The sequence below is a fragment of the Streptosporangium sp. NPDC023615 genome (genome assembly GCF_040640155.1).
Lineage (GTDB): Bacteria > Actinomycetota > Actinomycetes > Streptosporangiales > Streptosporangiaceae > Streptosporangium.
Genome location: NZ_JBFABE010000004.1, coordinates 28,687 through 54,970, shown reverse-complemented (window position 1 = coordinate 54,970; position 26,284 = coordinate 28,687). Strand labels below are relative to the sequence as shown.

Annotated in this window: 26 protein-coding genes and 1 tRNA gene; 15 read left to right on the top strand and 12 right to left on the bottom strand. The window is 70.4% G+C overall.

Translation table 11 applies throughout. The features are described from left to right. The first annotated feature begins 2 nt into the window (after positions 1-2). On the top strand, positions 3-611 hold the full coding sequence (locus AB0G16_RS04430; RefSeq protein WP_362798444.1) for a hypothetical protein: 609 nt from the start codon (positions 3-5) through the stop codon (positions 609-611). A gap of 372 nt (positions 612-983) precedes the next feature. Here AB0G16_RS04430 and AB0G16_RS04425 read toward each other — a convergent pair whose 3' ends face one another. The 4 genes from AB0G16_RS04425 to AB0G16_RS04410 form a co-directional block, all read right to left on the bottom strand. After that, the gene (locus AB0G16_RS04425) at positions 984-1,883 is read right to left on the bottom strand and encodes a manganese catalase family protein (protein WP_362798441.1); all 900 of its coding nucleotides are present in this window, start codon (positions 1,881-1,883) and stop codon (positions 984-986) included. A gap of 396 nt (positions 1,884-2,279) precedes the next feature. After that, the gene (locus AB0G16_RS04420) at positions 2,280-2,822 is read right to left on the bottom strand and encodes an isochorismatase family cysteine hydrolase (protein ID WP_362798438.1); all 543 of its coding nucleotides are present in this window, start codon (positions 2,820-2,822) and stop codon (positions 2,280-2,282) included. Positions 2,823-2,924: 102 nt separating this feature from the next. Then, positions 2,925-3,215, bottom strand: a complete 291-nt coding sequence (locus AB0G16_RS04415) for a MerR family transcriptional regulator (protein WP_362798939.1) — start codon at positions 3,213-3,215, stop codon at positions 2,925-2,927. Between the two features lie 913 nt (positions 3,216-4,128). Then, positions 4,129-4,458: a putative quinol monooxygenase gene (locus tag AB0G16_RS04410; RefSeq protein WP_362798435.1), complete on the bottom strand. Its 330-nt coding sequence runs from the start codon at positions 4,456-4,458 to the stop codon at positions 4,129-4,131. Between the two features lie 370 nt (positions 4,459-4,828). Between AB0G16_RS04410 and AB0G16_RS04405 the strand changes: the two genes are divergently transcribed. Next, positions 4,829-5,545 carry a DUF2071 domain-containing protein gene (locus AB0G16_RS04405; protein WP_362798432.1) on the top strand — a complete coding sequence of 239 codons (717 nt, stop codon included), beginning with the start codon at positions 4,829-4,831 and terminating at the stop codon, positions 5,543-5,545. A 133-nt stretch (positions 5,546-5,678) separates the two neighbouring features. Here AB0G16_RS04405 and AB0G16_RS04400 read toward each other — a convergent pair whose 3' ends face one another. The 3 genes from AB0G16_RS04400 to AB0G16_RS04390 form a co-directional block, all read right to left on the bottom strand. Next, the gene (locus AB0G16_RS04400; protein WP_362798429.1) at positions 5,679-6,143 is read right to left on the bottom strand and encodes an ATP-binding protein; all 465 of its coding nucleotides are present in this window, start codon (positions 6,141-6,143) and stop codon (positions 5,679-5,681) included. A 196-nt stretch (positions 6,144-6,339) separates the two neighbouring features. Further along, positions 6,340-6,711: an STAS domain-containing protein gene (locus tag AB0G16_RS04395; protein WP_362798427.1), complete on the bottom strand. Its 372-nt coding sequence runs from the start codon at positions 6,709-6,711 to the stop codon at positions 6,340-6,342. Positions 6,712-6,894: 183 nt separating this feature from the next. After that, a complete protein-coding gene (locus tag AB0G16_RS04390; RefSeq protein WP_362798424.1) occupies positions 6,895-7,269 on the bottom strand; it encodes an STAS domain-containing protein in 375 nt (124 codons plus the stop codon). 485 nt (positions 7,270-7,754) lie between these two features. Between AB0G16_RS04390 and AB0G16_RS04385 the strand changes: the two genes are divergently transcribed. The 4 genes from AB0G16_RS04385 (at position 7,755) to AB0G16_RS04370 (ending at position 9,846) form a co-directional block, all read left to right on the top strand. Beyond that, entirely contained in the window at positions 7,755-8,039 is a 285-nt protein-coding gene (locus AB0G16_RS04385) for a GNAT family N-acetyltransferase (RefSeq protein WP_362798421.1), read from the top strand. A 531-nt stretch (positions 8,040-8,570) separates the two neighbouring features. Next, positions 8,571-8,690 carry a DLW-39 family protein gene (locus tag AB0G16_RS04380; RefSeq protein ID WP_211264163.1) on the top strand — a complete coding sequence of 40 codons (120 nt, stop codon included), beginning with the start codon at positions 8,571-8,573 and terminating at the stop codon, positions 8,688-8,690. A gap of 29 nt (positions 8,691-8,719) precedes the next feature. Continuing rightward, positions 8,720-9,457 (top strand): HAD-IA family hydrolase, encoded by a 738-nt coding sequence (locus AB0G16_RS04375; protein ID WP_362798418.1) that lies wholly within the window; start codon positions 8,720-8,722, stop codon positions 9,455-9,457. A gap of 313 nt (positions 9,458-9,770) precedes the next feature. Then, positions 9,771-9,846: transfer RNA gene (locus AB0G16_RS04370), tRNA-Ala, on the top strand. A 214-nt stretch (positions 9,847-10,060) separates the two neighbouring features. Here the strand turns inward: AB0G16_RS04370 and AB0G16_RS04365 are convergent. From AB0G16_RS04365 to AB0G16_RS04355, 3 genes are all read right to left on the bottom strand, one after another. Continuing rightward, a complete protein-coding gene (locus tag AB0G16_RS04365; protein WP_362798415.1) occupies positions 10,061-10,756 on the bottom strand; it encodes a DUF6188 family protein in 696 nt (231 codons plus the stop codon). 191 nt (positions 10,757-10,947) lie between these two features. Then, positions 10,948-11,595: a class I SAM-dependent methyltransferase gene (locus tag AB0G16_RS04360; protein ID WP_362798412.1), complete on the bottom strand. Its 648-nt coding sequence runs from the start codon at positions 11,593-11,595 to the stop codon at positions 10,948-10,950. A gap of 189 nt (positions 11,596-11,784) precedes the next feature. After that, positions 11,785-15,177 (bottom strand): serine/threonine-protein kinase, encoded by a 3,393-nt coding sequence (locus AB0G16_RS04355; RefSeq protein ID WP_362798409.1) that lies wholly within the window; start codon positions 15,175-15,177, stop codon positions 11,785-11,787. 464 nt (positions 15,178-15,641) lie between these two features. On the opposite strand from AB0G16_RS04355, the gene AB0G16_RS04350 reads away from it, so the two are divergent. From AB0G16_RS04350 to AB0G16_RS04325, 6 genes are all read left to right on the top strand, one after another. Further along, complete coding sequence (locus tag AB0G16_RS04350; RefSeq protein WP_362798406.1) at positions 15,642-15,800, top strand: hypothetical protein; 159 nt, start codon at positions 15,642-15,644, stop codon at positions 15,798-15,800. A 254-nt stretch (positions 15,801-16,054) separates the two neighbouring features. Continuing rightward, on the top strand, positions 16,055-16,567 hold the full coding sequence (locus tag AB0G16_RS04345) for a TlpA disulfide reductase family protein (RefSeq protein WP_362798403.1): 513 nt from the start codon (positions 16,055-16,057) through the stop codon (positions 16,565-16,567). Beyond that, the gene (locus tag AB0G16_RS04340; protein WP_362798400.1) at positions 16,564-18,375 is read left to right on the top strand and encodes an ABC transporter ATP-binding protein; all 1,812 of its coding nucleotides are present in this window, start codon (positions 16,564-16,566) and stop codon (positions 18,373-18,375) included. The genes AB0G16_RS04345 and AB0G16_RS04340 overlap by 4 nt, the downstream gene beginning before the upstream one ends. Next, positions 18,372-18,977, top strand: coding sequence for a S26 family signal peptidase (locus tag AB0G16_RS04335; RefSeq protein WP_362798397.1), 606 nt, complete (start codon positions 18,372-18,374; stop codon positions 18,975-18,977). Before AB0G16_RS04340 ends, AB0G16_RS04335 begins: the two co-directional genes overlap by 4 nt. A gap of 303 nt (positions 18,978-19,280) precedes the next feature. Further along, positions 19,281-19,622 (top strand): VOC family protein, encoded by a 342-nt coding sequence (locus AB0G16_RS04330; RefSeq protein ID WP_362798394.1) that lies wholly within the window; start codon positions 19,281-19,283, stop codon positions 19,620-19,622. 187 nt (positions 19,623-19,809) lie between these two features. Beyond that, positions 19,810-20,430 carry an NUDIX domain-containing protein gene (locus AB0G16_RS04325; protein WP_362798392.1) on the top strand — a complete coding sequence of 207 codons (621 nt, stop codon included), beginning with the start codon at positions 19,810-19,812 and terminating at the stop codon, positions 20,428-20,430. Here AB0G16_RS04325 and AB0G16_RS04320 read toward each other — a convergent pair. Both AB0G16_RS04320 and AB0G16_RS04315 read right to left on the bottom strand, forming a co-directional pair. Beyond that, positions 20,318-21,118: an aminoglycoside phosphotransferase family protein gene (locus AB0G16_RS04320; protein WP_362798390.1), complete on the bottom strand. Its 801-nt coding sequence runs from the start codon at positions 21,116-21,118 to the stop codon at positions 20,318-20,320. The genes AB0G16_RS04325 and AB0G16_RS04320 overlap by 113 nt on opposite strands. A 1,159-nt stretch (positions 21,119-22,277) precedes the next feature. Further along, positions 22,278-22,850 (bottom strand): GNAT family N-acetyltransferase, encoded by a 573-nt coding sequence (locus AB0G16_RS04315; RefSeq protein ID WP_362798388.1) that lies wholly within the window; start codon positions 22,848-22,850, stop codon positions 22,278-22,280. Positions 22,851-23,071: 221 nt separating this feature from the next. Here AB0G16_RS04315 and AB0G16_RS04310 point away from each other — a divergent pair, with 221 nt between their 5' ends. From AB0G16_RS04310 to AB0G16_RS04300, 3 genes are all read left to right on the top strand, one after another. Next, entirely contained in the window at positions 23,072-24,355 is a 1,284-nt protein-coding gene (locus AB0G16_RS04310; RefSeq protein WP_362798386.1) for a hypothetical protein, read from the top strand. A gap of 231 nt (positions 24,356-24,586) precedes the next feature. Continuing rightward, a complete protein-coding gene (locus tag AB0G16_RS04305; protein ID WP_362798384.1) occupies positions 24,587-24,967 on the top strand; it encodes a YciI family protein in 381 nt (126 codons plus the stop codon). Positions 24,968-24,997: 30 nt separating this feature from the next. Next, positions 24,998-26,242 carry an RNA polymerase sigma factor gene (locus AB0G16_RS04300; RefSeq protein ID WP_362798382.1) on the top strand — a complete coding sequence of 415 codons (1,245 nt, stop codon included), beginning with the start codon at positions 24,998-25,000 and terminating at the stop codon, positions 26,240-26,242. Positions 26,243-26,284: the final 42 nt, after the last annotated feature.

Here is a 26,284-nt window from a genome sequence, read left to right as displayed (position 1 = left end):
GCATGAGACAACGGTTCGCCGCGGCTCTGACCGCCCTCGTCGCCTTCACCGCCGTCATGGCCGTTCCGGGTACGGCGTGCGCGTGCAGTTGCGTCGCGTTGAGGCCCTCGCAGCAGGTGGAGCGCGCGGCGGTCGTCTTCACCGGGACGGTGGTCGCCCTCCGCCAGGGGCGCCGGTCCACGACCGAGCCTCCGCCGCCGATCGTCTACGCCTTCCGGGTCGATCAGGTCTACAAGGGAAGGGATCGGATCCGCAAGGAGCAGGACCGGATCCGCAGGGGAGAGGATCGCCGGGTCCACGGGCGATGGGCCGGAGCCCGGATCGAGGTGGCGAGCAACGAGAACGGGGCCGCGTGCGGGTACTCCTTCGCCGTCGGGTCCCGCCACCTGGTCTTCGCCTCGGACGCCCGGGGAGGCCTGATCGGGAAGGATCCCGGTGTCGCGCTGAGTACCTCGCTCTGTCTCGGGAACCGCCGGGTGCGGCCCGGTGACGGGCCGTTGCGCGGACGGGACGGGATCCACGCGGGTGAACCGCTGTCCGAGGAGCTTCTCGCCGCGCTCGGCACGGCCAGGTCTCCGTCGGAGATCCGTGCCCGCGAGCGGCGGACGTGAGGTCCGCGAGTTTCTCCGGGCTCCCCGAGCTCCCCGAGCTCCCCGAGGCCCGTGAGCGAGGCGAGAGGGGCGGAAGGGCGCGGTGGTTCTCTCGAAGAAGACGAGAAGGGGGCGCCACCGTGAATTCCCGGTCGGACGGGTGTCACGGGTGGCGTCCCCCCGTACCCGTCCGGCGCGGGCACGAGAGCGGCTCGTCCTCGGTGGCCGCCGCGCGGAGACCACCGAGGTGAGCCGTCGGCCGGCGCGGGCCGTCCCGCGCGCACCGGATCAGGGCGGTCCGGGGCACCGGCCGGGACGGGCCCGTGCTCCCGGTCGGCCGGGCCATGCTCGTCAGGCCGGCCCTGGCCGGGGCAGACGGACAGGCCGTACGGGTCAGGTCAGTTTGTCCTTCAGCTTGCCCAGCGGACCCGCCTCGGTGCCGAAGGCGGGGCCGCTCGGCTCACCCATGCTGCCGTCGTAGGTGGCGTAGAGCATGGGGTCGGGCGGCGGCGCCGTGCCGGGACCTCCGAGCGGCTGGGGGTCGAGGAGGTAGGAGAACTCGTGCCGCCCGTCCGGCTGCGGGCCGGCCGCCCAGCCGCCCGTCGTGCCCTCGGTCCCCTCCGACAGGTCCCAGATCGCCGAGGCGTGCTCGGCGTACTCCTCGTCGAACAGCGCGTTCGGGACGATGACCTCCTCCAGGCCGTCGGTCTGGAGTTCCTCGATGGCCTTCAGCCACATGTTCTGGTGCAGGGTGTCGCGAGCCAGGTTGAACTTGAGCATGTCGCGTACGCCGGGGTCGTCGGTCATGTTGTAGAGCCGTGCGGTCTGCAGACGGCCCTGTGCCTCGGCCGCGACGTTGGCGCGGAAGTCGGCCAGCAGGTTGCCGCTCGCCACGATGAAACGGGCGTTCCACGGGTAGCCGTTGCTGTCGGCCAGCAGGGGACCCCCGCCGGCGACGATGACCTGCTGCGGGTCCATCCCGCCCAGCACGGCGCCGACCACCGGATCCGCCGCGGCCATCTTCGTGGTCGCGGTGGCGGGCGCGCCCTCCAGCAGACGGGCGATCATGGTGGCGATCATCTCGACGTGACCGATCTCCTCGGTCGCGACGTCCATGATCAGATCCTTGTACTTGCCGGGCATGCGGCAGTTCCAGCCCTGGAACAGGTACTGCATGGTGACGGTCATCTCGCCATAGGCGCCACCGAGCAGTTCCTGAAGCTTGTGGGCGTAGACCGGATCGGGCTTCTCGGGTTTGGCCTCGAACTGCAAGGGCTTGGTGTGCAGAAACATCAACCGCTCCTCATGTCGGACTCTGGATCAGGGTCCACGGAGCCATGTGCCACCTTCCGGCCGCAGAGCTGACCCCGCTGATGGATCTGATGGGGGTCGTCCAGAAATTCCAACAGCTTCATCGCCGGGGGCGGTAGAGGAACACGCCCGTGCACGTGACCGGCTGCTTAAATTTCTTCCCATACGGCTGGGCTCTGTCCTATGTGGAGATGCTCCCCTTACGGCCCGTCCGTACCGCTCATCCGCTCATCCGGTACGAGGGTGCCGGAGCCATCCGGCCGGGCCGGGCGAGCCGGACCGGGCCAGGGGGGCGAGGTGGGCCGGTCCAAGCCGGGGTGGGACGAGGTGCGGCCGGGCGGGTGGGGCGGGACCCAGGCCGGGCGGGCCGTACCCGGCTCAGACCTCCAGGCAGCTCTCGGCGGGCAGGAGTTCGGCGCGCATGTTGCGCTCCATCATCCGCAGGGACGCCTCGGCCAGGTCGGAATGGATGTGGGCCACGCAGTCGCGGGCCACCCGCAGGGAGAACTCACGGACGTAGGCGTCCAGCGCGCTGTAGAGCACACACTGCTCGGTCACCTGACCGGCCAGCACGACGGTCTCGATCTCTTCGCTGCGCAGCAGGTAGTCCAGCGGTGTGCCGTAGAAGGCACTGTGGCGCACCTTGGGCATGAACGCGCAGTCGGGCGGGGCGAGAACCGGCTCGACCAGGTCGGGGCGCCTGCCTTCGAGCGCGCGCCGCTGCAGGTCCTCGCGATCGGCGGTGAAGTCTCCGTGATTGTCGTTGACGAAGATCAAACGAACGTGGGGGCTGCGGTGGGCCCGCTCGATCAGCCCGGACAGTGGTTCGATGATCTGTTCGACGCTCTTCTCCAGGAGGTCGGCATCATCGTGGTCGTAAGGGTTCAGCATGTCGACCACCACGACGGCAATGTTTCTCATCCCGGCCCCCTGCCCCATGATGTCGGTTTCATCACGGGGGAGGGAGGTAAAGATGAGGCGGTGTCTCGGTATCTCGGTGTCTCGGTATGAGAAGCGCGCCTTTCATACCGACGGGTGAGACGCCTCGGCGGGCCGCCCCGTACGGGATCGCTGAAGCTCGGCGTTGATGCGCAGCGCCTCGGCCAGTTGGTCCTCCAGGATGATGATGCGGCAGGCGGCCTCCAGGGGCGTGCCCTGGTCGACCAGCTCGCGTGCCCGGGAGGCCAGGCGCAGCTGGTAGCGCGAGTAGCGGCGGTGTCCGCCCTCGGAGCGCTGCGGCTCGATCAGGCGGGCGGTTCCCAGGCCGCGCAGGAAGGCGGGGGTCACTCCCACGAGCTCCGCCGCCCGGCCCATGCTGTAGGCGGGGTAGTCCTCGTCGTCGAGCCTGGATCCGGTTCCGGCTCCGCTGCCGGTGCCGAGCGCGTTGTCGCTCGTATCGACCTTGTCCTGCGTGTCCTGCGAGGCCTTGCCCCGCGAACCCTTGTCCTGCTTGCCCTGCGAAGCCTTGTCCTGCGGGGCCTTGTCCTGCAAAGCCTTGTCCTGCGAGTCGGCCCTCGGTCGGAGGGCCGGCACTATCGGTACTTGATCCATACAACCTTCCCGGACGCGAACAGGGGCCCCGGTGCCATAACGCACCGGGGCCCAAACGAGGTTCAACACCATCTACCGGCCGGCTGGCCGATCTACTGCCTCCACGTCGCGCCCGACGGGGCGGAGACGCGGGGATCGCGTATGCGTGACCGTAGATCACCGTCCAATCCGTGGAACTGCGATGCCCGTACGGCGAGAAACAACCTGTGACGGGCGATCCTGATGGCGTTCAACGCTCCCTTCTCTATCCCTGCACCTCTGACCTCAGGTAATGCCTCGACAGCGCGTCCACGGCCGGGACCCTTCCACTGCATCGGCCCTGGCACGTCCGACCTTCTGTCGTACAACTACTTCCAGCTACTTCGTCCACATCATCCACTTCGTCCGGGCAGTTCGTCGTGATGCTCGCGTACTGCTCTGCCCTGTGGATCCGTCCCTTGCGATGTCAGAAACCCTACTCCGGACTATGGGCGATGTCTACCGTGGCGACGACAGATTTTCGATTTCCGGGGCGGGAGGTATGTGGAACGGCGATCGGGAACCACCGGTGACGGGAGCGGAGGGAGAACGGAGCCGCTCTCGCGGCGGAACCGTCCGGGAGCTCCGGGCACCGTCCGGGCCGGGGACGACGCGGAACGGGACGACACCCTCGCGCCGTGCTGTCCGGCCGTCCCGCTCAGCTCCGGGCGGGGGTCAGCTCCGCCATCCGCGACCATCCGTCGCCGGGCACCTCCACATTGATGATCTCCGGTGTCTCCGCGATCACCTCGGGCATCCAGGCCATGGCGGTCCTGAAGTGCTCGGAGTTCACGTGTTCCTCGCCCGCGGCGGGCGACGCGAACGCCTCCAGCAGGACGAACCGGTCGGGTGCGTCGACACTCCTGGACCAGTCGAAGAAGAGGTTCCCCGGCTCCTCCCGGGTGGCCCGGGTGAACTCGTCGACGAGTGAGAGCCACTCGTCGGCCCGCTCGGGACGCACGGTGAACCTGACCGCGATGAAGATCATGATTTGCTCTCTTTCGCTCTGCCGGAATCGACGGTCGAGACCACCGTCCGTGCGCCGACGGCGTACGAAACGGGGACGGACGGTGTCATGGCCATGATGGCCGAGCCGGCATCGAGTCGCGGGAGCCCCCGTACGACACCGTGCCATGCACCTCCCGGCGTGCACCGGCGGGTCCCTGTGCCGCCGCCCGGGCCGCATGCCCGGCCCGTGGCGGGGAAGATCGGCACACGACGGATGACGGCGATCCGGACGGTCCGGCCGCTCCGGGCACGGCGCCCTCGCCCCGAGAGCCTCGCCGGAGACCGTCGCCCGAGACCACCGCCCGAGACCACCGCACCGGTGTCGTCGCCCTTTCGCAAAGGAGCCGATCATGCAGGCCCCGCCGTCCCCGCACGTGACCCGGCCGGTCATGTACCACCGCTGGTCCGAGATGACCTTCATGCACTGGCGGTACCCGCCCGCCGCGCTCCAGCGGCTCCTGCCCGCCGGGCTCACCGTCGACACCTTCGACGGCTCGGCCTGGGTCGGTCTCACCACCTTCCTGATGGAGGACGTACGCCCCCCGGGCCTGCCCGCCCTGCCCTGGCTCTCCCGCTTCCCCGAGACCAACGTGCGCACGTACGTGCGGGACGAACAGGGGCGCGACGGTGTCTGGTTCCTCTCCCTGGACGCCGGTCTCCTGCCGGCCGTGCTCGGTGCGCGGGCCGGTTACCGGCTGCCCTACTTCTGGTCCCGCATGGCCGTCCGGGCATCGGGCGCGCGGCGCGGCTACCGCTGTCGCCGGCGCTGGCCCGGACCGGCCGGCGCGCGATGCGACGCGGACGTGGAGATGGGAGACCCGTTCGACGAGTCCGAGCGCGACGAGCTGGCGCATTTCCTCACCGCCCGCTACCGGCTGTTCACCACCGTCGGGGGCAGGACGGCCACCGCCCGGATCGAGCACGCCGACTGGCCGCTCCGCCACGCCCGCCTGCTCCGCCTGGACCAGGACCTGCTCCAGGCCGGAGGGCTCACCGCTCCCGACGACGCCCCGGTGCTGCACGCCTCGCGCGGGGTGACGGTACGGATAGGCATGTGGGGCCGATGACGTAGGCGCCCGGCGGGAAACGGGGCCCTCGCCGTGGCGGGCGACCCGCCGGCCGCCGCCGTACGGCGGCGGCACCGCCGTACCGGGGCCGGGGACGGCCGGGGCTCGGGGCGCGGCTCGGACCCCTTCCCCCTCAACGCGGGGTCTGGGCCTCCGGACCGGGATCGTCGAGCCTGGAGCCCGCCGGGCCGCGCGACCCGTTCCGGGCCGACGGGACACGCAGGTCCATCCGCAGCCGGACCCGGGATCCCTCGGTGATCTGCTCGATGACGAACTCGTCGCACAACTGGGTCATCAGCCACAGGCCGAAACCTCGCACGGTGCCGGTGGGGCGCTGTGCCGGGACGTGTTCGCGCGCCAGTACCCCGACGGTGTCGGTGACGTCGACGGTCAGATGCGTCTCGTTCCGCCAGATGTCCAGCGTGCCCTTGCCGCCGCCGTGCTCCAGGACGTTGATGACCGCCTCGTTGGTCGCGAGGAGGAGATCGTCCAGGCGTTCGCCCCACATGCCGGCTTGGACGGCGTGATGGTGCAGACGCTCCCGCAGCGCACTGAGATCCTCGTCGATCGGCCAGTGCTGGCCGTGGTCGGCGGTCACGACACCCCCTTGACGTCGCCTTATCTGGCAGTCACCGGGGGGCGAGCCGACTTGCTCCAGAATCAGGGCGTTGCTGACGAGTTACACGATGCTAGACACCTGCCCGCTCGTTGCCAACTTACGACCACCACGGCCGTCGGAAGTTCATTCGGTCACATCCGTCGTGAATATCCGAAGGCCGGGGCCGGGCGGCTGACTACGAGGGAGAGCTCGGGCGCAGGGAACTGACGGCGTCGGCGACGGTGGGCTGGACGCCGAAGGCCTGGAGGAGACCGGTGAGGTGGAAGAGCCGCTCCAGACGGGGATGCAGGTTCACCAGGACGATGTTGCCCCCGCGATCCTGGACGGCCTTGCGTGCGTTCAGGAAGGTCTGGATCCCGGTGGAGTCACAGAAGGTCAACTCGGTCAGGTCGATGACGAGGTCGCCACCGGCCTGCCCGATGGCCTGGTGCAGGTCATGGTGAAAGCGTTCGGCGTTGCTGTAGTCAAGTTCGCCGGCCACGGCCAGAAGGAGCATCTCCTCCACGGCGGGGTCGGACACGTCGGTCACTCGGACGGCAGCGCTCACGGATATACCTCTGCAAACGGTCGGGTGGAGGGAGAGGCGGCCGGGGTGCCGCCGGGCCGGCCCAGAGCGGAACAGGAGCGTGCCGACCCGGTCAGGATCACCCCAGGTCGGCGCCTGGTGGCGGGGGGCGGGGTCGATCCGGCTGCTCTCAGCTGCGGTCCTCCGAATTCCTCTAGAGAACCCTTACGGTACAACTGAGGAGCAATTTGTAGTTATCCCACCAGAAGATAGGTTCTCTGGACCGGTGATGAGAACCTCCGTCCAACCGCACAGCTCCATGATCCGTCGTGTGTGGGGTGAAAGCCCGTCGACCAGCAGCGCGCGGCCCTCCTCCAGCCCGAACGCCGCCTCCGCCAGCACCCTCAGCCCGCCCACGTCGATGAAACCGACGTCGTGCAGGTCGATATGAAGATCACCGGAGGTCCGCTCCAGCGCCATGGTCAGCGCCCGGACCAGGATCTCCCGCGTACCCACGTCGATGTCGCCCTCGCAGCGCACGCCGGGAGGCATACCGGTGAAAAGAACGCGTAGTGAGCCGTGGCCGATGTCACCCATCATTGCGATCACCTTCTAGGTGCGCATGAAGGTCAGTCGACGCCTGCCCTGACGGTGCAGGGTGTGTCGGCTGATCGCCATGGATACCGGCAGTGCCGGGACCTGCTCTCATCATCCTTCAATCAGGCGCCCCGCGATACGGCCACCGCTTCCGAGTTTCCGGTATGCACGAATCCGCCGTCCGTCCCCGAAAAGGACCGGAAACGGGCGGACCTGGAACGGGGCGGGAGCGGACCTGGAGGGGGCGGAAGCGGACGGGACGGGACGGGGACGGGGACGGGTCCGGCGGGACGCGGAGACGGGCCTTGGAAAAGGGCGGCGTGGGAAGGCATGGAATCGGGACGGGAACGGCCGCGGGAATGAACACCGCGCGAGATCGGCTGTGAGTGACGACACGGCCGGGCACCTCCGGCGGAGCCGTCGCTCCCGCCCTCCGGCCGGCAGGCCCCTGGAGAACCGCCGTACGGCGGTCCGACGAAGGAGAATCCATGCAGGTGGACGTCAGGCTCTCCCCCGGCGGGGACTCCTACCTGGCGGAGGTGGAGGGCCGGCCCGCGGGACGGCTCGACCTCGTCCGGCGTGACGGGGTCATCGTCTACCCCCACACCAAGGTCCAGCCCGAGCACGAGGGCAGAGGGGTGGGATCCGCGCTGGTCCGCACGGCACTGGACGCGGCCCGCGCCGAGGGCGCCAGGGTCGTCCCCCTCTGCTGGTTCGTGAAGGAGTGGATCGACCGCCACCCCGACTACGCCGACCTCGTCGAGGGCACCTGAGCGATCCGGGGCACGGGCTCCTCCCCCTTCCCCGGACCCTCGTCGCCCGGACGCCGTCCCTGAGTCTCCTGCGCCTCCCTGGGCCCCTGGACTCCCTGGGTTTCTGTCCCGGGATCGCCGGATCCGCCGGATCGCTCAGATCTGGTCGATAACGAGCGGGTCTGTGTGGTTCCTCCTCTGATCGGATCGCGCCGGAGCGGCCGGAACCGCCGGTCACGAGGGGCCCGGCCCGGATGCGGCCCGCCGCCGACCGGCGGCGGGCGGCCGGGGGCGGCGAGAACAGGCCCATGCGGGGGTTATCGTGAGAGCGAGGACGGTTTCGCAGTAAGGATCACGACGTACCGTGATCATCCAAACGCGAAGCGTACGGCATGACAGTGGCAATCACCCGGTTGGCGTAGATCGGCCATGGCGGCTCGGTCGGGCCGATCGGATCATGGCCCGGTCCCTTGCTAGGCTGCAGGGAACCGTTCGAACCGGGCGTTGTCTCACCCCGGCTGGTGAGACTTCTCAAGAAGATGGGGTCACACCGTGAAGAAGTTGCTCGTTCTGGCACTCGTCGCCCTCGGGGGGCTGCTGGTCTGGCGCAAGGTGCAGGCCGACCGCGCCGAGCTGGACCTGTGGACCGAGGCCACCGGCAGCGAGAACTGACATACGCGGCTACCGATTCGGGTGCTTTCATGATCCTTGCTCACGATGGAGTGACACCCATCAGGCTTGTCTGCCTGGATCTGGCAGGCACCACGGTCGGTGACGTCGCCATGGTCGAGCGGGCGTTCGCCGAGGCGATCGCCACGCAGGGCATCGTGCCCGGGACCGGTGCGTACGCCCGCGCCATGGTGCACGTGCACCGGTCCCGGGGATGCTCCAAGATCGACGTCTTCCGTGGCATCTTCCCGGACAACGAGGCCCAGGCTCAGGCGGCCAACCTGACGTTCGAGCGCTCCTACGAGGGGGCCATCGACCGTACGGGTCTCGTCCCGCTGCCCGGAGTGGTCGAGGCCCTCGACAAGCTCCGTGGCGTCGAGATCAAGATCTGTCTCGTCACCGGTTTCAGCCGCGCCATGCTCGGGCGGGTGCTGGCAGCCCTGCCCTGGGCCGACAAGATCGACCTGGCCCTGTGCCCCGAGGACGCCGGCCGTGGCCGTCCCATGCCCGACCTGGTCCTCACCGCGGTTCTGCGCCTGGGCGTCGAGGACGTCCGCCAGGTCGCGGTCATCGGCGACTCCGAGAGCGACATGCTCAGCGGCCGCCGCGCCGGCGCGTCCGTGGTCGCCGGGATCCTGACCGGCGTCCACAGCAGGGAACGCCTTCTCAAGGGCGGAGCCACCCACCTCCTCGACTCCGTCGCGGACCTTCCCGAACTTCTCCTGGTAGGTGCCCCGGCCGAGCCCCCGGTGGCCGTCGCCGCCCGCTAGGCCGTCACGAGTCCGATCTCGCCCCGCCCTCCCCTGGACTCTCGCCCGCTTCGTTCCGGTCCACCGGCCTCGGACCGCCCGCGCCGCTCCCGGCCCATCGGGCCGGACCTGCCCGCGCAGCCCCCGGAGCACCGTCCCGGTCCGATCACTGTCACGCCCGGCTCATCACTTCGCTTCCGGCCGCAGACGCCCGCGCCCGAGGGCGCCCGCCGCACCCATTCAAGTGGCGTAGGAGCGGGTCCTGTTGCTACCGTGTACGACTGAAGCAGGCCGTGTGCAGGGGGCATCTCCCCAGGCCACCGGCTTGAATCTCGGGGCCTTAGCTCAGTTGGCAGAGCGCCTGCTTTGCAAGCAGGATGTCAGGAGTTCGAATCTCCTAGGCTCCACCACCCTCACGGACACGAAGAAGCCCAGGTCAGGTATGGTCGCCGCAACCTGGGCTTTGGCCTTCATCCGGCCTTCTTATGCTCCCGCCACCCGTGTGCCGGTGCGATCGAGGAGCAGGGGGCACGGGTGATCACGGACAGGAGAGGGCCGTCCCTGAGCTGCGTCGCAGCAGTTCAGGGAGCCGCGTACCGAAATCGCCCGAACCGGCTCCTCCGTTCATCGAGAAATCGAGAACCCGCCGCCCGGCAGGCAGACGAAGCGTAAATCGTCAGGACCGCGGGTGCTCCACGCCTCGTATCGGGAATCGGGTTTCACGTTCAGGTGCGTCCCGGTGTCGAAGACCAACCGCAGCGCACCAGATTTGAAGGCGACCGATGACACGATCGTCGCGCCGAAGAGCGCCAGGGCCGGCGCCACCTCCTGGCGCTCAGGGGCCAGTTGGAGCGGCTCCGCATCGGGAGCAGTCAGCGGGCCTGTGGTGAGCGTCGCCGTGGACTCGATGTCCACCTGGGCGTCACCGTCGAGGAGCAACGTCAATTGATGACTCACCCGGACTTGGACCACCTGCATCCCCCTGTAGGGCAGAATCCACCGGTCCTCCAGCTCGGCCGGATCCGCCGGCGTGGTCACGATGCCGTCCGAGCGCATGACCGCTCCCCGGATCAACGGGTCAGCGACCGCATGATCTGTCCTGCGGTGGTTCACCGAGACCATCATCCGAAGCGTCCCGTCGCCGTGCGGAAGCACATAGGCAAGGACTTTGTACTCCCGGCCGTCCTCGCCGGTGACGTGCTTCCAGTCCTTGTCGCCGTTCTCTTCCATCACGGCGAGCTCGTCGTAGCGCGCGACACGTCGCCACCGGTCCAGGCACTCCTCCGCGATCCGCGCCGCGACCTTCTCGTTGAGCTTCACCGGATCATCCTGCCGTCCGTGCCATCGGCGTGTGACCGGACAGGGCGACGAGGGGTTGACCACGATCGCTCACGACCGGCCGAACGCCTCGCTCAGCCTCTCCACGAGGCGTGATCGTGCGCCTCTGGCCCTGCCCTCGTGCCGTGGACGGTGGGGTGATCGACGAACCGTGTCCCGTTCCTCGGCACGGCTCACCGCTTGCGGGCCAGCAGTTGCACTGCTCGCGCCGGGTGATCGTTCATCGTGACGACGGAGGTCTGACGCTCTTCCATGAGATCGAACGCGGTCAGGAGGGCGCGCAGTTCGGCTGTGTCATGGTGCCGCACCACCGCGCCGTCGCCGGTGGCGAACACCCCGTAGGGGGTTCCGAACCGCCGGGCGTAGGCGGCGTAGCGGTCCCGGTTCCGTTCGTCGTCCTGCAGCAGCATGTCACTGATGTAGAGGAGCCCGCCGGGTACCAGGACGCGGACGAGTTCGGCGAGGAGCGCCCGCTGCGCGTCGTCGTCGGGAACGCACGTCAGCACCGCGAACAACAGCACGACCTCGAAGCTCGCCGACGGGTACGGCAGGTCTGGTGGGGATTCCAGCACCGCGAGGCGCAGGTCGGGATGCAGCCGGCGCCCCCGCGCGATCAGAGCGGAGGACAGGTCCACTCCCGACACGTCGGAGAAGCCCCGCTGGCTCAGCTCGGCCATGACACGTCCGTAGCCGCAGCCGTAGTCCAGGATTCGAGCCTCCGGGTCCACGGTCGTCAGCCAGCCGAGGTCGACGGGGTGGGTGAACGTCTTCTCGGCGCCGACGGTGTCCCAGTACGTGACCTGACGACCAGGATCCTTCATGGATTCACAGTACGTGACACGTCTCGATCACCCCACGGGGCCGATCTGAACGCCGGTGCGCATCGGCCGTGTCCGGCGTCCGTCGGCGAGAGCGATCGGATCATCGGCGGGCCCTGACGGCAGGCACGCGGACACAACGTGCTGTCCACCCGTGCGATGAACACGGTGTGTGATTCCTCTGCACGCGGCTCAGTGGCATACCTTCTGGACGGCGACTTCCGGGGCATCGGATTCCCATTCCTCAGCGGTCATGAAACCCCCGGCGACGGCACAGACCGCCCCGGGAGGGTCGGCCGGAAAACCGACATCCCACAGCCGCACGGTGCTGTCCATGCTCGCGGTGGCCAGGGTGCGTCCGTCCGGGCTGAAGGTGGCCGACTCGACGTAGTCGGTGTGGCCGGTGAGGGGGTTGCCGATGGGTTTGTGCGTCCGCACGTCCCACAGTCGCACGGTGTTGTCACTGCCCGCGGTGGCCAGGGTGTGTCCGTCCGGGCTGAAGGTCACCGAGGAGACGAACCTGGTGTGGCCGGTGAGGGGGGTGCCGATGGGTTTGCGTGTCCGCACGTCCCACAGTCGCACGGTGCTGTCGATGCCTGCGGTGGCCAGGGTGTGTCCGTCCGGGCTGAAGGCCACCGAATCGATGCCGTCGGTGTGGCCGGTGAGGGGGTTGCCGATGGGTTTGTGCGTCCGCACGTCCCACAGTCGCACCGTGTTGTCCCTGCTCGCGGTGGCCAGGGTGCGTCCGTCCGGGCTGAAGGCCACCGAGAAGACGAACCCGGTATGGCCGGTGAGAGGGGAGCCGATGGGCTCGCGCGTCCGCACGTCCCACAGCCGCGCCGTGTTGTCCCTGCTCGCGGTGGCCAGGGTGTGACCGTCCGGGCCGAAGGCCACCGATTTGACGCCACTGGTGTGGCCGGCGAGGGGTGAGCCGATGGGCTCGCGTGTCCGCACGTTCCACAGCCGTACGGTGTCGTCGTTACCCGCGGTGGCCAGGGTGTGTCCGTCCGGGCTGAAGGTCACCGACTCGACGTAGTCGGTATGACCTGCCAGAGGCGAGCCGATGGGTTTGCGTGTTCGCGTGTCCCACAGTCGCACGGTGCTGTCGCTGCCCGCGGTGGCCAGGGTGTGTCCGTCCGGGCTGAAGGCCACCGAACTGACACCGCTGATGTGGCCGGTGAGGGGGGTGCCGATGGGTTTGTGCGTCCGGGCGTCCCACAGCCGCACCGTGTTGTCCCAACTCGCGGTGGCCAGGGTGTGTCCGTCCGGGCTGAAGGCCACCGAGGAGACGAAGCCGGTGTGGCCTGTCAGGGGTGAGCCGATGGGTTCACGGGTTTGCGTGTCCCACAGTCGCAGGGTGTCGTCGCTGCCGGCGGTGGCCAGGGTGTGTCCGTCCGGGCTGAAGGTCACCGATTCGACGTCGTCGGTGTGGCCTGTCAGGGGTGAGCCGATGGGTTCACGGGTTTGCGTGTCCCACAGTCGCAGGGTGTCGTCGCTGCCGGCGGTGGCCAGGGTGTGTCCGTCCGGGCTGAAGGCCACCGAATTGACGTCGTCGGTGTGGCCGGCCAGGGGTGAGGCGACGGGTTCACGCGTCCGTGTGTCCCACAACCGCACCGTGTCGTCCTTGCTGGCGGTGGCCAGGGTGTGTCCGTCCGGGCTGAAGGCCACCGATTCGATGTAACCGGCGTGGCCGGTGAGGGGAGTGCCGATGGGTTCGCGCGTCCGCACGTCCCACAGTCGCACGGTGCTGTCGCTGCCGGCGGTGGCCAGGGTGCGTCCGTCCGGGCTGAAGGCCACCGAACTGACACCGCTGATGTGGCCGGTGAGGGGGGTGCCGATGGGTTCGCGCGTCCGCACGTCCCACAGTCGCACGGTGCCGTCCAGGCCCGCGGTGGCCAGGGTGTGTCCGTCCGGGCTGAAGGCCACCGACTCGACGTAGCCGGCGTGGCCGGTGAGGACCGCGCGGTCGGGTCTGCCGAGCACGTTGAGCATGGCGAGCCGGGCCTCGGGGGTCTGTTCGACACGCCAGGCGGCCACCGCCAGCAGCGCCGACAGCCGGGGATCGCCGGTGGCGAGTTCGCTCTGCGCGGCGAGCTGGCGCGACAGGGCCAGGTCCCGCTGCTCGTCGGCGTTCCTCTGGGCCCGCACCGCGAGCCCCGTGGCCGTCATGGACACCACCAGCAATACCGCCAGCACCCCGGTGAATATCTGGCGGCGTCGGGCGGCGCGGGCCTGGGCGACGGTGCCGGCGTCCAGCAGCTCACGCTCCAGGCGGTTCAGCCGCAGGTGCCGGTGTCCGGCGGCCGCCCACACCAACGCCTCCTGCAACTGCCGCCCGTCCAACCCGTCGGACGGCCTGCGCCCGTTCTCGGCCCACGCGCGCGCGGTCTGGCGGATGCGCTGGTGCACCACCAGGCCGTCGTGGGCCTCCCGCACCCAGGCGCGCAGACGGGGCCAGGCTCCCAGCGCCGCCGGCCGCGCCAGCACCACCCGCCCGTCCACGCAGTCCACGATCGGGTCGAAGGCCTCCAGCGCGCGCCGCACCGCCCGTTCCTCCTCGGCCGACCCGCGATCCAGCACCTCCTCCAGCGACGCCGTACGCGGACTCAGATCCCCGCCGTCGGTGAGCGCCACCAGCCGCAGGAACACCTCCGGCACCACGTCACGCTCCTGGGGCGTCAGGCGGGCGTAGACGTCCTCGGCGACCGTGCCCAGCGCCGGATCGGTCGGCTCGCCCCGCCCCAGCAGTTCGGCCTGGGCGCTGGCGGCCGCCATCAGGTCGCCGAAGGCGGCCGGACCTCCCACCAGCGCCGCCAGCAGTGCGGTGGACGCGGGGCGACTCGCCGGGTCCTTGGCCAGGGCCGCCCCCACCAGCGGCCGCAGGCTCGAAGGGAGCGCGTTCAGGTCCGGCTCGTGGTTGAGCACCTGGTAGTAGATGGAGGGAACCGACTCCCCGGGGAAGGCGGGCGTCCCGGTGGCGGCGAACACGATGATCGCGCCCCAGGCGAACACGTCGGCCGCGGCGTCGGCGCGCTTGCCGTGGAAGACCTCCGGTGCCATGTAACGCGGGGTGCCGATGGGCGGCCCGGTCGGGGTCAGGGACATCTCGGCGGTGCGTGCGATCCCGAAGTCGATCAGCCGGGGACCGTCGGGGCCCAGCAGCACGTTGTCGGGCTTGAGATCGCGGTGGACCACACCGGCGCGGTGGATCGCCGCCAGCGCGGTGGCGATCCCGATCGCCAGCCGGTGCAGCTCGTCACCGCCGAAACGGCGGCCCTGCTTCACCGCCTGTTCCAGGCTGGGACCGTCGATGAACTCGCTGACGATGTAGGGACGCGGCCCCTCCAGGCGCGCGTCCAGGATCCTGGCGGTGCAGAACGAGGCGATCCGCCGGGCGGCGTGCACCTCCTTGGTCATGCGGTCCAGATGGGTGTCGTGGGTGGTGTGCAGGACCTTGACCGCCACCCGGGTGCCGCCGTCGTGGTAGGCGTCGTAGACCACGCCCTGACCGCCCGCCCCCAGGCGCCCGGCCAGCCAGTACCCGTCCAGTCGCTGTGGATCACCGGGCTTCAGCGGTTGGGACATGGCCGGCCCTTTCTTCACACATTGATCACCGTTCATGGTGTGACGTTTCGCGCCGCCGATGAGTTGCCGCGCATATCTTGAAGATCTGCTTACCGAATTTCGGTCCTTCCTGCGCCGGAGCCCGTTCAGACGGTAGCCGATCGGGCGCGGTAACGAGCGTTTCTCTCGTCCGGTCCGTGACAATTCATGCACCCGTGCGCGCACCCGGTCATGCCTACGAACAGGCACTATCCATGACCCAAGAGTGATGGGGCTCCCGGCCGCCCCCGCGGGCCCGGTGTCGTCCAATCGTCGTGAACCTCATTCGGTGCACATCGGTCGGCCAATAGTGCGTGTCTGAAACTCGGGACGCTGCGTCGCTCGAACATTTCCAGGGATTTAGGGCCAGGCCATTGCGCCGTAATTCGGAAGACTTGATTATCGTGATCACCAACCATCTCGGCTAGAGCTGGAAAGGAAACACCATGATCGGTCTGGTCGATCGCCTGCTGTCGCGTGTTGCCCACAAGGTGACCGTGGAAGCCGGCTGCAGCAACACCTACTACTGCTCGAACGGCATCCGGTACCTGCGTACGTGCTGCCTGAACGAGGGGTGCACGACCAGCAAGGTCGGCTCCTGCTGACGAGATCGACATAGTGATCCCGCGGGCGGCGGTTCCCGCCGCCGTCCGCGGGACACCGGGGCACCGGGACGCGTGGACGCGTGGACGCGGTACGCGTGAAGCGGACCCGGCGTGCTCCCCCCGGCCGCCTGCCGGTGCCCGACGGCCTGTCCGGCGTCCGGCGGCACGGCCCTCACGGGCACCGCGGGGCGGTCGTAGCGATCTTGATCGTTTCCCTCGACGACGTCGTCGATCTCTTCGCGAGGTACTCCTGAATGTCCTACCTGACCGCCGCCGTGGTGCTCCTCGGCCTGCTGTGCGTGTTCAACCTGCTGCTCACCCTCGGTCTCGTCCGCCGGTTGAGGCAACTGGACGGAAAGGGGGCCGGGCACTCCGGTCCTCCCATCGCGTTGCGACCGGGATCGCCCACCGGCGAGTTCGCCGCCGTGACCCTCGACGGTGAGCCGGTCTCCCACGAAACGGTCGAGGGACTGGTCGGGTTCTTCTCCGCCGGATGCGAGCCGTGCCACAAGCTCATTCCCCGCTTCACCGCGCAGGCCCGCGCCATGGGGCGGGAGAACGTCCTGGCCGTGGTCGCCGGAGAGGACGCCGAGGCGGTCGAGGCGCTCTCGCCGATGGCCCGGGTCGTCGTCGAGGACTTCGAGGGCCCGGTGGCGGGTGCCTTCCAGAACACCTGGACCCCGGCCCTCTACCTGCTCGGGCCCGACCACCGCGTCGTCGCCGCCGGCGGCCGCATGGAGGACCTCCCTCTCACGTCGACGGCATGAACACCGGAGGAGTGCGGGGACTGGCCTCCGCCGCGGCGGAGGCCCTGTCGCTGACCTGGAGATCGGCGCCCGGAGGAGCGAGCGGCTACGTCTTCGTGACGCTCGCGGGAGCGGCGGCCCCGATCGCCACCGCCTGGTTGACGAAATCGGTCATCGACCGGCTGACCACTCCCGAGGGGGAGGTCGCCGGGCTCGCGCTCGGGCTGGCCGCGTCCGGCCTGGCCGCCGCCGCGCTCCCGGGGATCGGCCGCTTCCTGAACGTCCAGACCGGCCGCCGCGCGCGGGTGGTCGCGACCGACCGGCTGTTCGCGGCGGCCGAACGGCAGATCGGTCTGCGGCGCTTCGAGGACCCGGTCTTCCTCGACCGGCTGCGCCTGGCCCAGGAGGCCGCGAGGAACACCGGCGACCTCGTCAGCGGGGTCTGCGGGAGCCTGTCCGGCGCGCTGTCCCTCGTCGGGTTCGTCGGCTCCCTGCTGATCCTGAGCCCCGCCATGACGGCACTGGTACTGCTGGCCGCGATCCCGGCCCTCGTCGCCGAGCTGCTGCTCTCACGCAGGCGGGCCGCCCTTCAGTGGGAGACGGAGCAGATCCACCGCCGCGAGTTCTTCTACGGCCGGCTGCTCACCGGCGTGCAGGCCGCCACCGAGATCCGGGTGTTCGGCATCGGTGCCTTCCTGCGCGCGCGGATGATGGCGGAGCGGCGCACGGTCGACACGGCCGAAAGCCGGATGGACCGACGGGAGCTGGTCACCCAGGGCGGCCTCACGGCGTTGAGCGCGGCCGTCGCCGGAGCGGGGCTCTGGTGGGCCGTCGTGACCGCCCGTCAGGGCTCGATCAGCGTCGGTGACGTCGCCATGTTCATCGCGGCCGTGGGCGGCGTCCAGGCGGCGCTCAACTCGCTCGTCTCCTCGGTGGCCTCCAGCCACGAGCTGCTCCTCACCTTCTCTCACTACGTCGCGGTGATCGGGACCGAGCCGGACCTGCCGAGCGTGGACGAGGGCCCGGCCCCGGAACTGCGCCGGGGCGTCGAGCTGCGCGACGTCTGGTTCCGCTACAGCGACGACCACGCGTGGGTGCTGCGCGGGGTCGACCTGACGATCCCGCACGGCTGCGCGGTCGCCCTGGTGGGGTTGAACGGCGCCGGCAAGAGCACCCTCATCAAGCTCCTGTGCAGGATGTACGACCCCACGCGCGGCACGATCCTGTGGGACGGCGTGGACCTGCGGGACATCCCTCCCGCCGAGCTTCGCGGGCGGATCAGTGCCGTGTTCCAGGACCACATGAACTTCGACTTGTCCGCCGCCGAGAACATCGGGCTCGGCGACCTGCCCTCCCTCGACGACCCGGCCCGCATCCGGGACGCGGCCGTCCGCGCCGGGGTGCACGACACGGTCGCGCAGTTGTCGCGCGGCTACGACACGCTGCTCACGCGCATGTTCTTCTCCGAGGCCGACAAGGGTGACCCGGAGACCGGAGTGGTGCTGTCGGGCGGGCAGTGGCAGCGTCTCGCCCTGGCCAGGGCCCTCGTCCGCGACGGCAGGGATCTGATGATCCTCGACGAGCCCAGCTCCGGCCTGGACCCCGAGGCGGAGCACGAGGTCCACACCCGCATCCGGGAGTACCGGGCGGGCCGGACGAGCCTGCTGATCTCCCATCGCCTCAGCGCCGTACGGGACGCCGACCTCATCGCCGTACTCCACGAGGGGCGGGTCGCCGAGCTGGGACCGCATGAGGTGCTGCTGGCGGCGGACGGCCACTACGCCCGCCTGTTCCGGTTGCAGGCCGCGGGTTACCAGGAGACCCGATGAGGCCGGGCAGGCCGCCGACGGCGGCATCGGCCGTGGCGGTTCCGGCGGCGTCCGCCAAGAGGGCCCGCTCCCGGGGGCGCCATGACTCGATCGCGGCATCGGCCGTGCCGGCGTCGGCGGTGTCCGCCGTGCTGGCGATGACGGCCGCCTCCCTGTGGTGGATCCGTAGGCGCTACCTGGTCGCGACCGTCGACGGGCCGAGCATGGAACCCGGTCTGCGCTCCGGGGACAGGGTGCTCGTCCGCCGCACGAGGCGGGCCCGTACCGGCCAGATCGTCATCGTCAGGATCACGGATCCGGCTCCCCTGGACGGACTGCCGCCGGGCCTCGACCCGGACGAGGCGGCCGGGCTGCCGGAGAGGCCGGACCACCCGGGCTGGCGGTTGCTCGTCAAGCGCGCGGCCGCGGTGGCGGGCGAACCGGTGCCGAGGAGCCGTGTCCCCGCACTTCGCGACGTACCCGAGAAGGTCGTTCCCCCGGGCTCCCTGGTCGTGCTGGGCGACAATCCGAACAGCAGCTGGGATTCCCGGGACTTCGGCTTCGTGCGGGGTGACGAGATGGTCGGCGTCATGGTCCGCCGGCTGCCGCGAAACGGGGGGTGAACCGTCGCGCGGTCCTCGATCGCCGGACCCGGAGCACGGGATCACCGAGCCCTCCCGTCGTCACGGCCGATCGAGGGCGTCCCCGGTCCGGGGTGACGCGAGATGCCGGCCGTGCGGAACCTTCACCTCTCCCCGGTCCCGGCGCACCCGCGTGCCCGGCTCCAGCCACGAGACGGAGCCGGACACCGGCGGGACACCGGGCGGCCCCATGGGCCGGTTCCGATCAGAACAGGCCACCACGGGGGAGGACGGGGCGGGCCACGTCTCACGGCGGGAGCCGGAGGAAGCTCATATGATCGCGGAATGCCCCTCGACCTGTACGCAGGAATTCCGGTCACCGAGTACGCGGCGGCTCTGAAGTGGTACGAACGGCTGCTGGGCTCTCCGCCGACGTTCGTCGCGAGCGACACGGAGGCCGTCTGGGAGCTCGCGGAACATCGGTCCGTCTTCATCGAGCAGCGACCCGATCACGCCGGTCACGCCATGCACACGATCTTCGTCGGCGACCTCGACGCGCTCGTCGCGCAGATCGCCGAGCGAGGGCTCGCCCCCGCCGAGCGGGAGACCTACTCCAACGGCGTACGCAAGGCCACCTACCGTGATCCCGACGGGAACGAGATCGGCTTCGGCGGCGCTCCGCTGTGAACCGGTCCGGGCCGGCTCGGCATCCGGTCATCGCCGGGCCGACCCCCGTCATCGGAGGACGAAGCAGGCCTCCGGCCGGTCGCCCCGGTCCGTGCGGGGACGACCCTCGCGGGCGGCGGGCTCCTCGAACGCCCGGCGAGCACGCCGCGCGGACCTTCGCCCACCGTCGGCCACCGGCAGGAGAACGATGACGACCACGACCATCGACAAGATCGCCTGGATCCACCTGGACGACGGCAGGATCCTCAGCACCCGATCACAGGGCAAGAGCGTCTACTACATCCCCGGCGGGAAGCGCGAACCCGGTGAGACCGACCTCGACACCCTCGTCCGGGAGATCGACGAGGAACTCGCCGTCACCATCGTCCCCGCCACCGCCCGGCACCTGGGCACCTTCCACGCCCGGGCACACGGCCACGCCGACGGCGTCGTGGTGCGGATGACCTGCTACACCGCCGACCACCGGGGAACGCCGGTTCCCAGCGGCGAGATCGAAGAACTCGTCTGGCTCACCCACCGCGACCGCGACCGCGTGTCCCCGTCGATCAGATCATCTTCGACCACCTGCACCGGGACGGCCGGCTCCACTGAGCCGGACCGCGTCGACCGTTCCTCGCGCTCGGCGATCCCGGACGCGTCGCGGGCACGACCGGGGGATCGACCGTGGTCGATCCCCCGGTCGCGAAACCCTGCCGCTACGCCTGTACGGCGTTTTCCAGCAGGGTCCGGTGCCGGATCATCCAGTCGGCGGCACGAGCCCTCCAGGTCAGTGCCCACAGCGGTGCCGGATCCGTCGAGTCCGGGATGATCCGCGCCTGAACCGCTTCGGCCGCGCAGTCGCGGATCGCGAACTCGATCATCCGGTCGACCAGGCCGCCTCGCCCGGCGGCGGGCAGTCCGTAACCGTCGAGGAACAGCCGTAGCTGCCGGGAGCGGGTGGCCGCGTCCGGCAGGCCGTGGCGTTCGGCGATGTCGTCGTCGTGCAGTTGGGCGTGCCACCACGCGACGGCGACGATCTCGTCGAGGCGGTCGACCGGCCCGGCCAGGGTCCAGTCGATGAACGCCACGGGACGGCCGTCGCGCACCACGGTGTGCCACGGTCCGGCGTCACAGTGTCCGATCACCGAATCGGGGCCGGTGCGGTGCATCCACCATGGCTGCCAGACCGCGTCCGGCGGCGGCCGGAAGCCGGAGGTGGCGGTGTGCAGGTCGCGGAGCAGCCCGCCGACCTGCCAGACGGCCTCGTCCGACCAGGCCCGCGGGTGGACGATGGTGCCCTCGACGTAGGTCAGCACCTCGTTGCCGTCGGCGTCGAAGCCGTCGCCGACCACCCGCGGGCAACCGGTGAACCCGGCGTCGGCCAGGTGGCGTAGCAGGGCATGGACGGTGCCGGTCCAGGGCCGGGCGGGACGCCTGACGGTCCGGCCGGAACGGATGACATGACTGGGTCCGCCTTCGGCCGCCGTCAGCGGCTCGAAGGATGATGCGGAGTCCACGAACTCTCCTCGTGTTGGCGCGGTAAGCGGTGAGAGAGCGCCCATGAGGGCGCTCCGGCCGGCGGCGCGGACGAATCCGCGACCGGCGGTGAGCCGCTGGCGGCGAGGAACTCGTGAGTCCGACCGGGTCACAGGCCCCGGGAGGGCCGAGGTCGGAGTGCGGCGAATTCACGCGTCGCAGCGGCGGCAGCCACCTCGCTGAGGACAGTGCACGTCATGTCGACCTCCTTGATCAGCCGGACATGAGTGAAATTACCTCCCGCCGGCCGATCACACCACCGGGTTTCCGCCGGGCCGGTCGTCGCCGGCGTACACGTGCGGACGGGTCCCGGCTCTCCGCCTCCGGGCCGCCGGCGTGCGGGACGTGGGAGGACGGGCGGGCCGGCGCGTCGGTGGTGTCGGTCGTCAGCGGTCGAAGTCGCTGCTGAGGTAGCCGTGAAACAGCGAGAACGGGCTGTACCGCGTCCGGCGGCCGCTCATGTCAGCGCGTGTTCACCGTCGCTCGACGGCCCGTCGTACGGACCTGATCATGACCGGTACGGTCTGACGATGAATCGGTCGCGGAAACGCCGGACCGCGAATGCCATGTTCCTTTCGCAAGGGTCACCGAAGAGGGATCTCGCACGGATCACCAGAGGCGATCCGTGCGAGGGCTCACGGGTCAGGACGCAACCCTCCTCGGCCTCGAGTGCGACGGATCACGGAACCACGCGACGTGATCTTCCGAACCGGTCGCGGGGCGTCGGCTCCTCGCCGCTCTCGCGACGTCGCTCGTGAACCGCCGGACGTGTCCGTACGCGCTGGAGGAGGCAGATGGTCATGAAAGGCTCACCACGGCTCCGGCCTGGCCGGGCACGCCGTCGGCTGGCGGCGATCTCGGGAGTCGCCCTGATTCTCGTGGTCGCGGTCCTTCCGGCCGGTCGCGACGCCCCGGAGACGACGCATCGACCGGTCACGACGCCGTCCGGTCTAGACGCACCGTCCGGCCTTGACGCACCTTCCGAGTTCGGTGCGCCGAACGCGAAGATCATCGACAAGGATCAGCGCATCGATCTCGATGCCGATACGTTCCATCAGTGGGACAGCCGGCTGTGGCCACTGATCGAAGAGTTCCGAAGGACCTTCCGGGACGACCTCACGGACACCGGGCCGGGAGCGGCTACCGCGCCGTCTCGCCGGTCACCGCGCCGTCTCTCCGGTCGTCGTGCCAGTCCGGGTGCGTGACCGTCCCGGAGACCCAGTCGCGCCGCAGGATCGCGTAACCGATCCCGTCGTGAAGCGTGCCGTCCCGGCCTGGCCAGGCATCCCGGTAGTGCGCCTCCTTCGCGAAGCCGTTCTTGCGGAAGACCGCTCGCATCGCGTGGTTGTCCTGACGGGTCTGGCCCTCGATCCTGGTGACGTCGGGAAGTTCGGTGAACAGGTAACCGGTCAGCCAGGCCACAGCCTTCGTGCCGATTCCGCGCCCCCGCCGGGCCAGCCGTATCCGCAGGTCGAACATGGGGCCGCCGTCGTCGAGGTCCTGCAGTCTGACCAGTCCCGCGCGCTCCCCGTCGGCGAGCACCCAGAACGTTCTCGTCTGCTCGTCGTCGTAGCGGCCCTCCGCGGCCGCGCGCATGATCTCCTCCCGGTCCTGTGTCCCCGCGTGGTAGGGCCATTCCTCCTGGGTCAGGAAATCGGCGAGCGATGCCGTGTCTTCGGGCGAGAACCTCAGGAACTCGACGGGGGTGTCCATGTTTCGATCGTTCCGACCGGTCCCCCGCCGGTCAAACGGATTTTCGGCAGGCGACCGTCGTCTCCGGTGTCACGAACGCCTCGCAGCGGTGAGACGATCGGCGGACCCTCTGTGCGACGGATCGGCGCGACCCCCGATAGGGCAGATCGGCGGGACTTCTCCGGGCGCGGTGGCCGGACAATTCCAATGATTCCTCGCGCCGTTGTCAGTAGCTTCGTCGCATGGACAGTGATCTCCAGGAGGCGCGGGCACTGGCGGACGCCGGTGACGCCGCCGGTCTCATGCGTCATCTGCGCCTCACCGCGGACCGGTTCACGATCGGTGACGTCGCGCCGCTCGCCGGACGGGCGGCGGAGCTCGCGGGCTTCGCCGATCTGGCCGAGGCGGCGGCGGCCGTGACCGCCGACCCCGACCGGCCGCAGGCGCTGTACGCCTACGGTTACGCGTGCGTCGGGCGAGGCGCCTCCTTCCTGGCGATCCCCGCCCTGCGGGCGGCGCTGAGGCTGGACCCGGGTTCGCCGGAGATCCTGCGGGAGCTGGTGGCCGCCCTGGAGGACGAGTACCGGCACGGCGACGCGGTGGCCGTCCTGGCCGAGCACGAGGCGGACCTGCCCGTGTGGCCCGACCGCTACCTGCTGGCCTACAACGCGCTGATGGCGGGCGATGTCGCCCGTGCCGCCGCGAAGTCGGCGAGACTGCCCTTCCCCGACGACGAGTACTGGGTGCCGGCCCACGGACGCCTGTCCAGGATGCTCGCGCGGGCCCGGGCGGTCCAGGCCCTCGGCGGTCTCGGCGAACGGGACCTGCGGGGCTGGCACTTCGTCCTGTCCGGAGGCGTCCTGGTCACCCTGTCCCCCTACGGCTTCGACGAGGGAATGACCGGCAGGTACGCCTACGTGAGCGACGGCTTCGGCACCTGCCTGCACGGCCTGCTGCGGTTGCGTGCCGTCCTGGAGGCGGCGGGCCGGAGCCCTCGGACGGTGTCCCTGCTGCCGGGACGGGGTGACCGTGCCCTCGGGCTGGCGGCCTCCCGGGTGCTGGGGCTGCCCGCCGAGCCCTTCGCCCCCGGCCGGACCGACACCGTCGTGATCGCCCACGACCTCAGGAAGATCGACGACGGCGAACTGCTCGTGGCCCTGCACGGACGCGCCGACGGCCAGATCCTGTACGAGCACGCCACCTGCTGGACCGAACCGCCCGCCGTCAGCGCCGACGTCAACGGGCTGCTCTGCCAGATGGTCGTCGCGCCGTGGGAGGAGAGGACCCACTTCACGGCCGGCGGTGCCGGAAGGCGGGTCCCGGCCGACGAGCGCACCGCGGAGGAACTGGCGGACGAGATCCTGTGCGCGGACCCCGTCCCCGACGGCGGTGACGGCGCCACGCCTCCCGACACCGACGAGGCGCCGGCCGGGTTCGCGGCCGCCGTCGCGCCGCTGTGGCCGGCCGACGGCCCGCGTGACCGCGTCCACTCCCCGGGACCGGTCCGCAGCTCTCGCTTCCTCTAGGGCTCGCGTCCGGTAGGGCGGACACGTTCGGGGAACGGACCCTGCGTTCGGGGGCGGACACGTTCGGGGAACGGGTGTCGCGGCGTTCCGTCACCGTCCCCGCGCCCGGGTCCGGGCGATCGACGAACACGCGGGCCCGTGATGTAGAAACGGCCCCCCGCCCGTTCGACGTCCGGGTGAGAAGACCGCTCGGCAGGACGGCGGGGCGGTCCCGCGGATGGAGGAGATGTCATGAAGGTCATGGTGGTCATCAAGGTCGACGGTGCCGACGAGGCCGGGCTCGGCCCGACGCCGGAGATGAGGGCGGTCATGGAGACCTACAACGAGAAGCTGACGAAGGCGGGCATCATGCTCGACGGCGGAGGTCTCAGGCCGAGTTCCGAGGGCGCGCAGGTGGTCTTCGAGGGCGGGACGACCTCGGTCGTCGACGGCCCGTTCACCGAGAGCAAGGAGATCATCGCCGGCTACTGGGTCTGGCAGGTCAGCTCCCTGGAGGAGGCCGTCGAGTGGGCCAGGCAGTGCCCCACCCACCCCGGCAACAGGTCGCGGTCGGTCCTGGAGGTGCGCCCGTACTACGAGGAGGACTTCGAAGCCCCCGGAGCGCGGGGCTGAGGACGCGCCTTCCGGGCCGGGGGAGACCTGATGGACGTGCGGCGCACGGTGGAGGCGGTGTGGCGGATCGAGTCCGCGCGCCTGGTGGCCTTCCTGGCCCGGGTGACCCGGGACGTCGGGCTCGCCGAGGAGATCGCGCAGGAGGCGTTCGTCTCCGCCCTCGAACAGTGGCCGCGGCAGGGCGTCCCGCGCAGTCCCGGCGCCTGGCTGACGACCGTGGCCAGGCGCCGGGCGATCGATCTGATCCGGCGCGAGCGCATGCGCGACGAGAGGTACGCCCGGCTCGCCGCCGACCTCCTGGCGCCGGAGGGCGAGGCCGGCCGCTCGGCGGACTCGGAGCTGCTGTCGCTGATCTTCGTCGCCTGCCACCCGATCCTGTCCCGGGAGTCACGCGCGGCACTGGCACTGCGCCTGGTCGGCGGGCTGACCACCGAGGAGGTCGCGCGCGCGTTCCTGGTGCCCTCGGCCACCATGGGGCAGCGGATCTCCCGGGCCAAGCGCACGCTGTCCGAGGCGCAGGTGCCGTTCGAGGTGCCCGGCGACGAGGAGCTGCCGGCGCGGCTGTCGGCGGTGCTGGAGGTCGTCTACCTCGTCTTCAACGAGGGCTACTCGGGAACCTCGGGTGAGGAGTGGGTCCGGCGGGATCTCGCGGAGGACGCCATGCGCCTCGGCCGCGTCCTGGCCGCTCTGCTGCCTCGCGAGCCGGAGGTGCACGGGCTCGTGGCGCTGATGGAGTTGCAGGCGTCCCGCTTCCGTGCCCGCACCGGTCCGGACGGCGAGCTCCTCCTGCTCCAGGACCAGGACCGCTCCCGCTGGGACCGCACGCTGATCACCCACGGGTTGTCCTGCCTGGCGCGCGCCCGCGGGGCGGGCGGGCCGCTGGGGCCGTACACCGTGCAGGCTGCCATCGCGGCCTGCCACGCCCGCGCCCGCCGGTTCGAGGACACCGACTGGGAGGCCGTCGCCGCCCTGTACGACGCTCTCTCCCAACTCGCGCCCTCACCCGTGGTGGCGCTCAACCGCGCGGTCGCGCTGCTTCACGCGGACGGTCCCCGGGCCGCGCTGGAGGCGATCGACGCCGTCCGCGCCGACCCCCGGATGGCCCGCTACCACCTGGTCGGTGCCGTGCGCGGCGACGTCCTGCTGCGCCTGGGGCGGTACGCCGAGGCGGCCGGGGAACTGCGGCGGGCGGCCGGCCTGGCGCCGACGGCACGCGAGCGCGCACTGCTCGTGAAGCGGGCGGCCGCCGCGGCCTCGATGCCCGCGAGCGGCTGAACGCCGGCCGTGGGGTGGTCCGGGCGGGACGTTCGCCGTCGC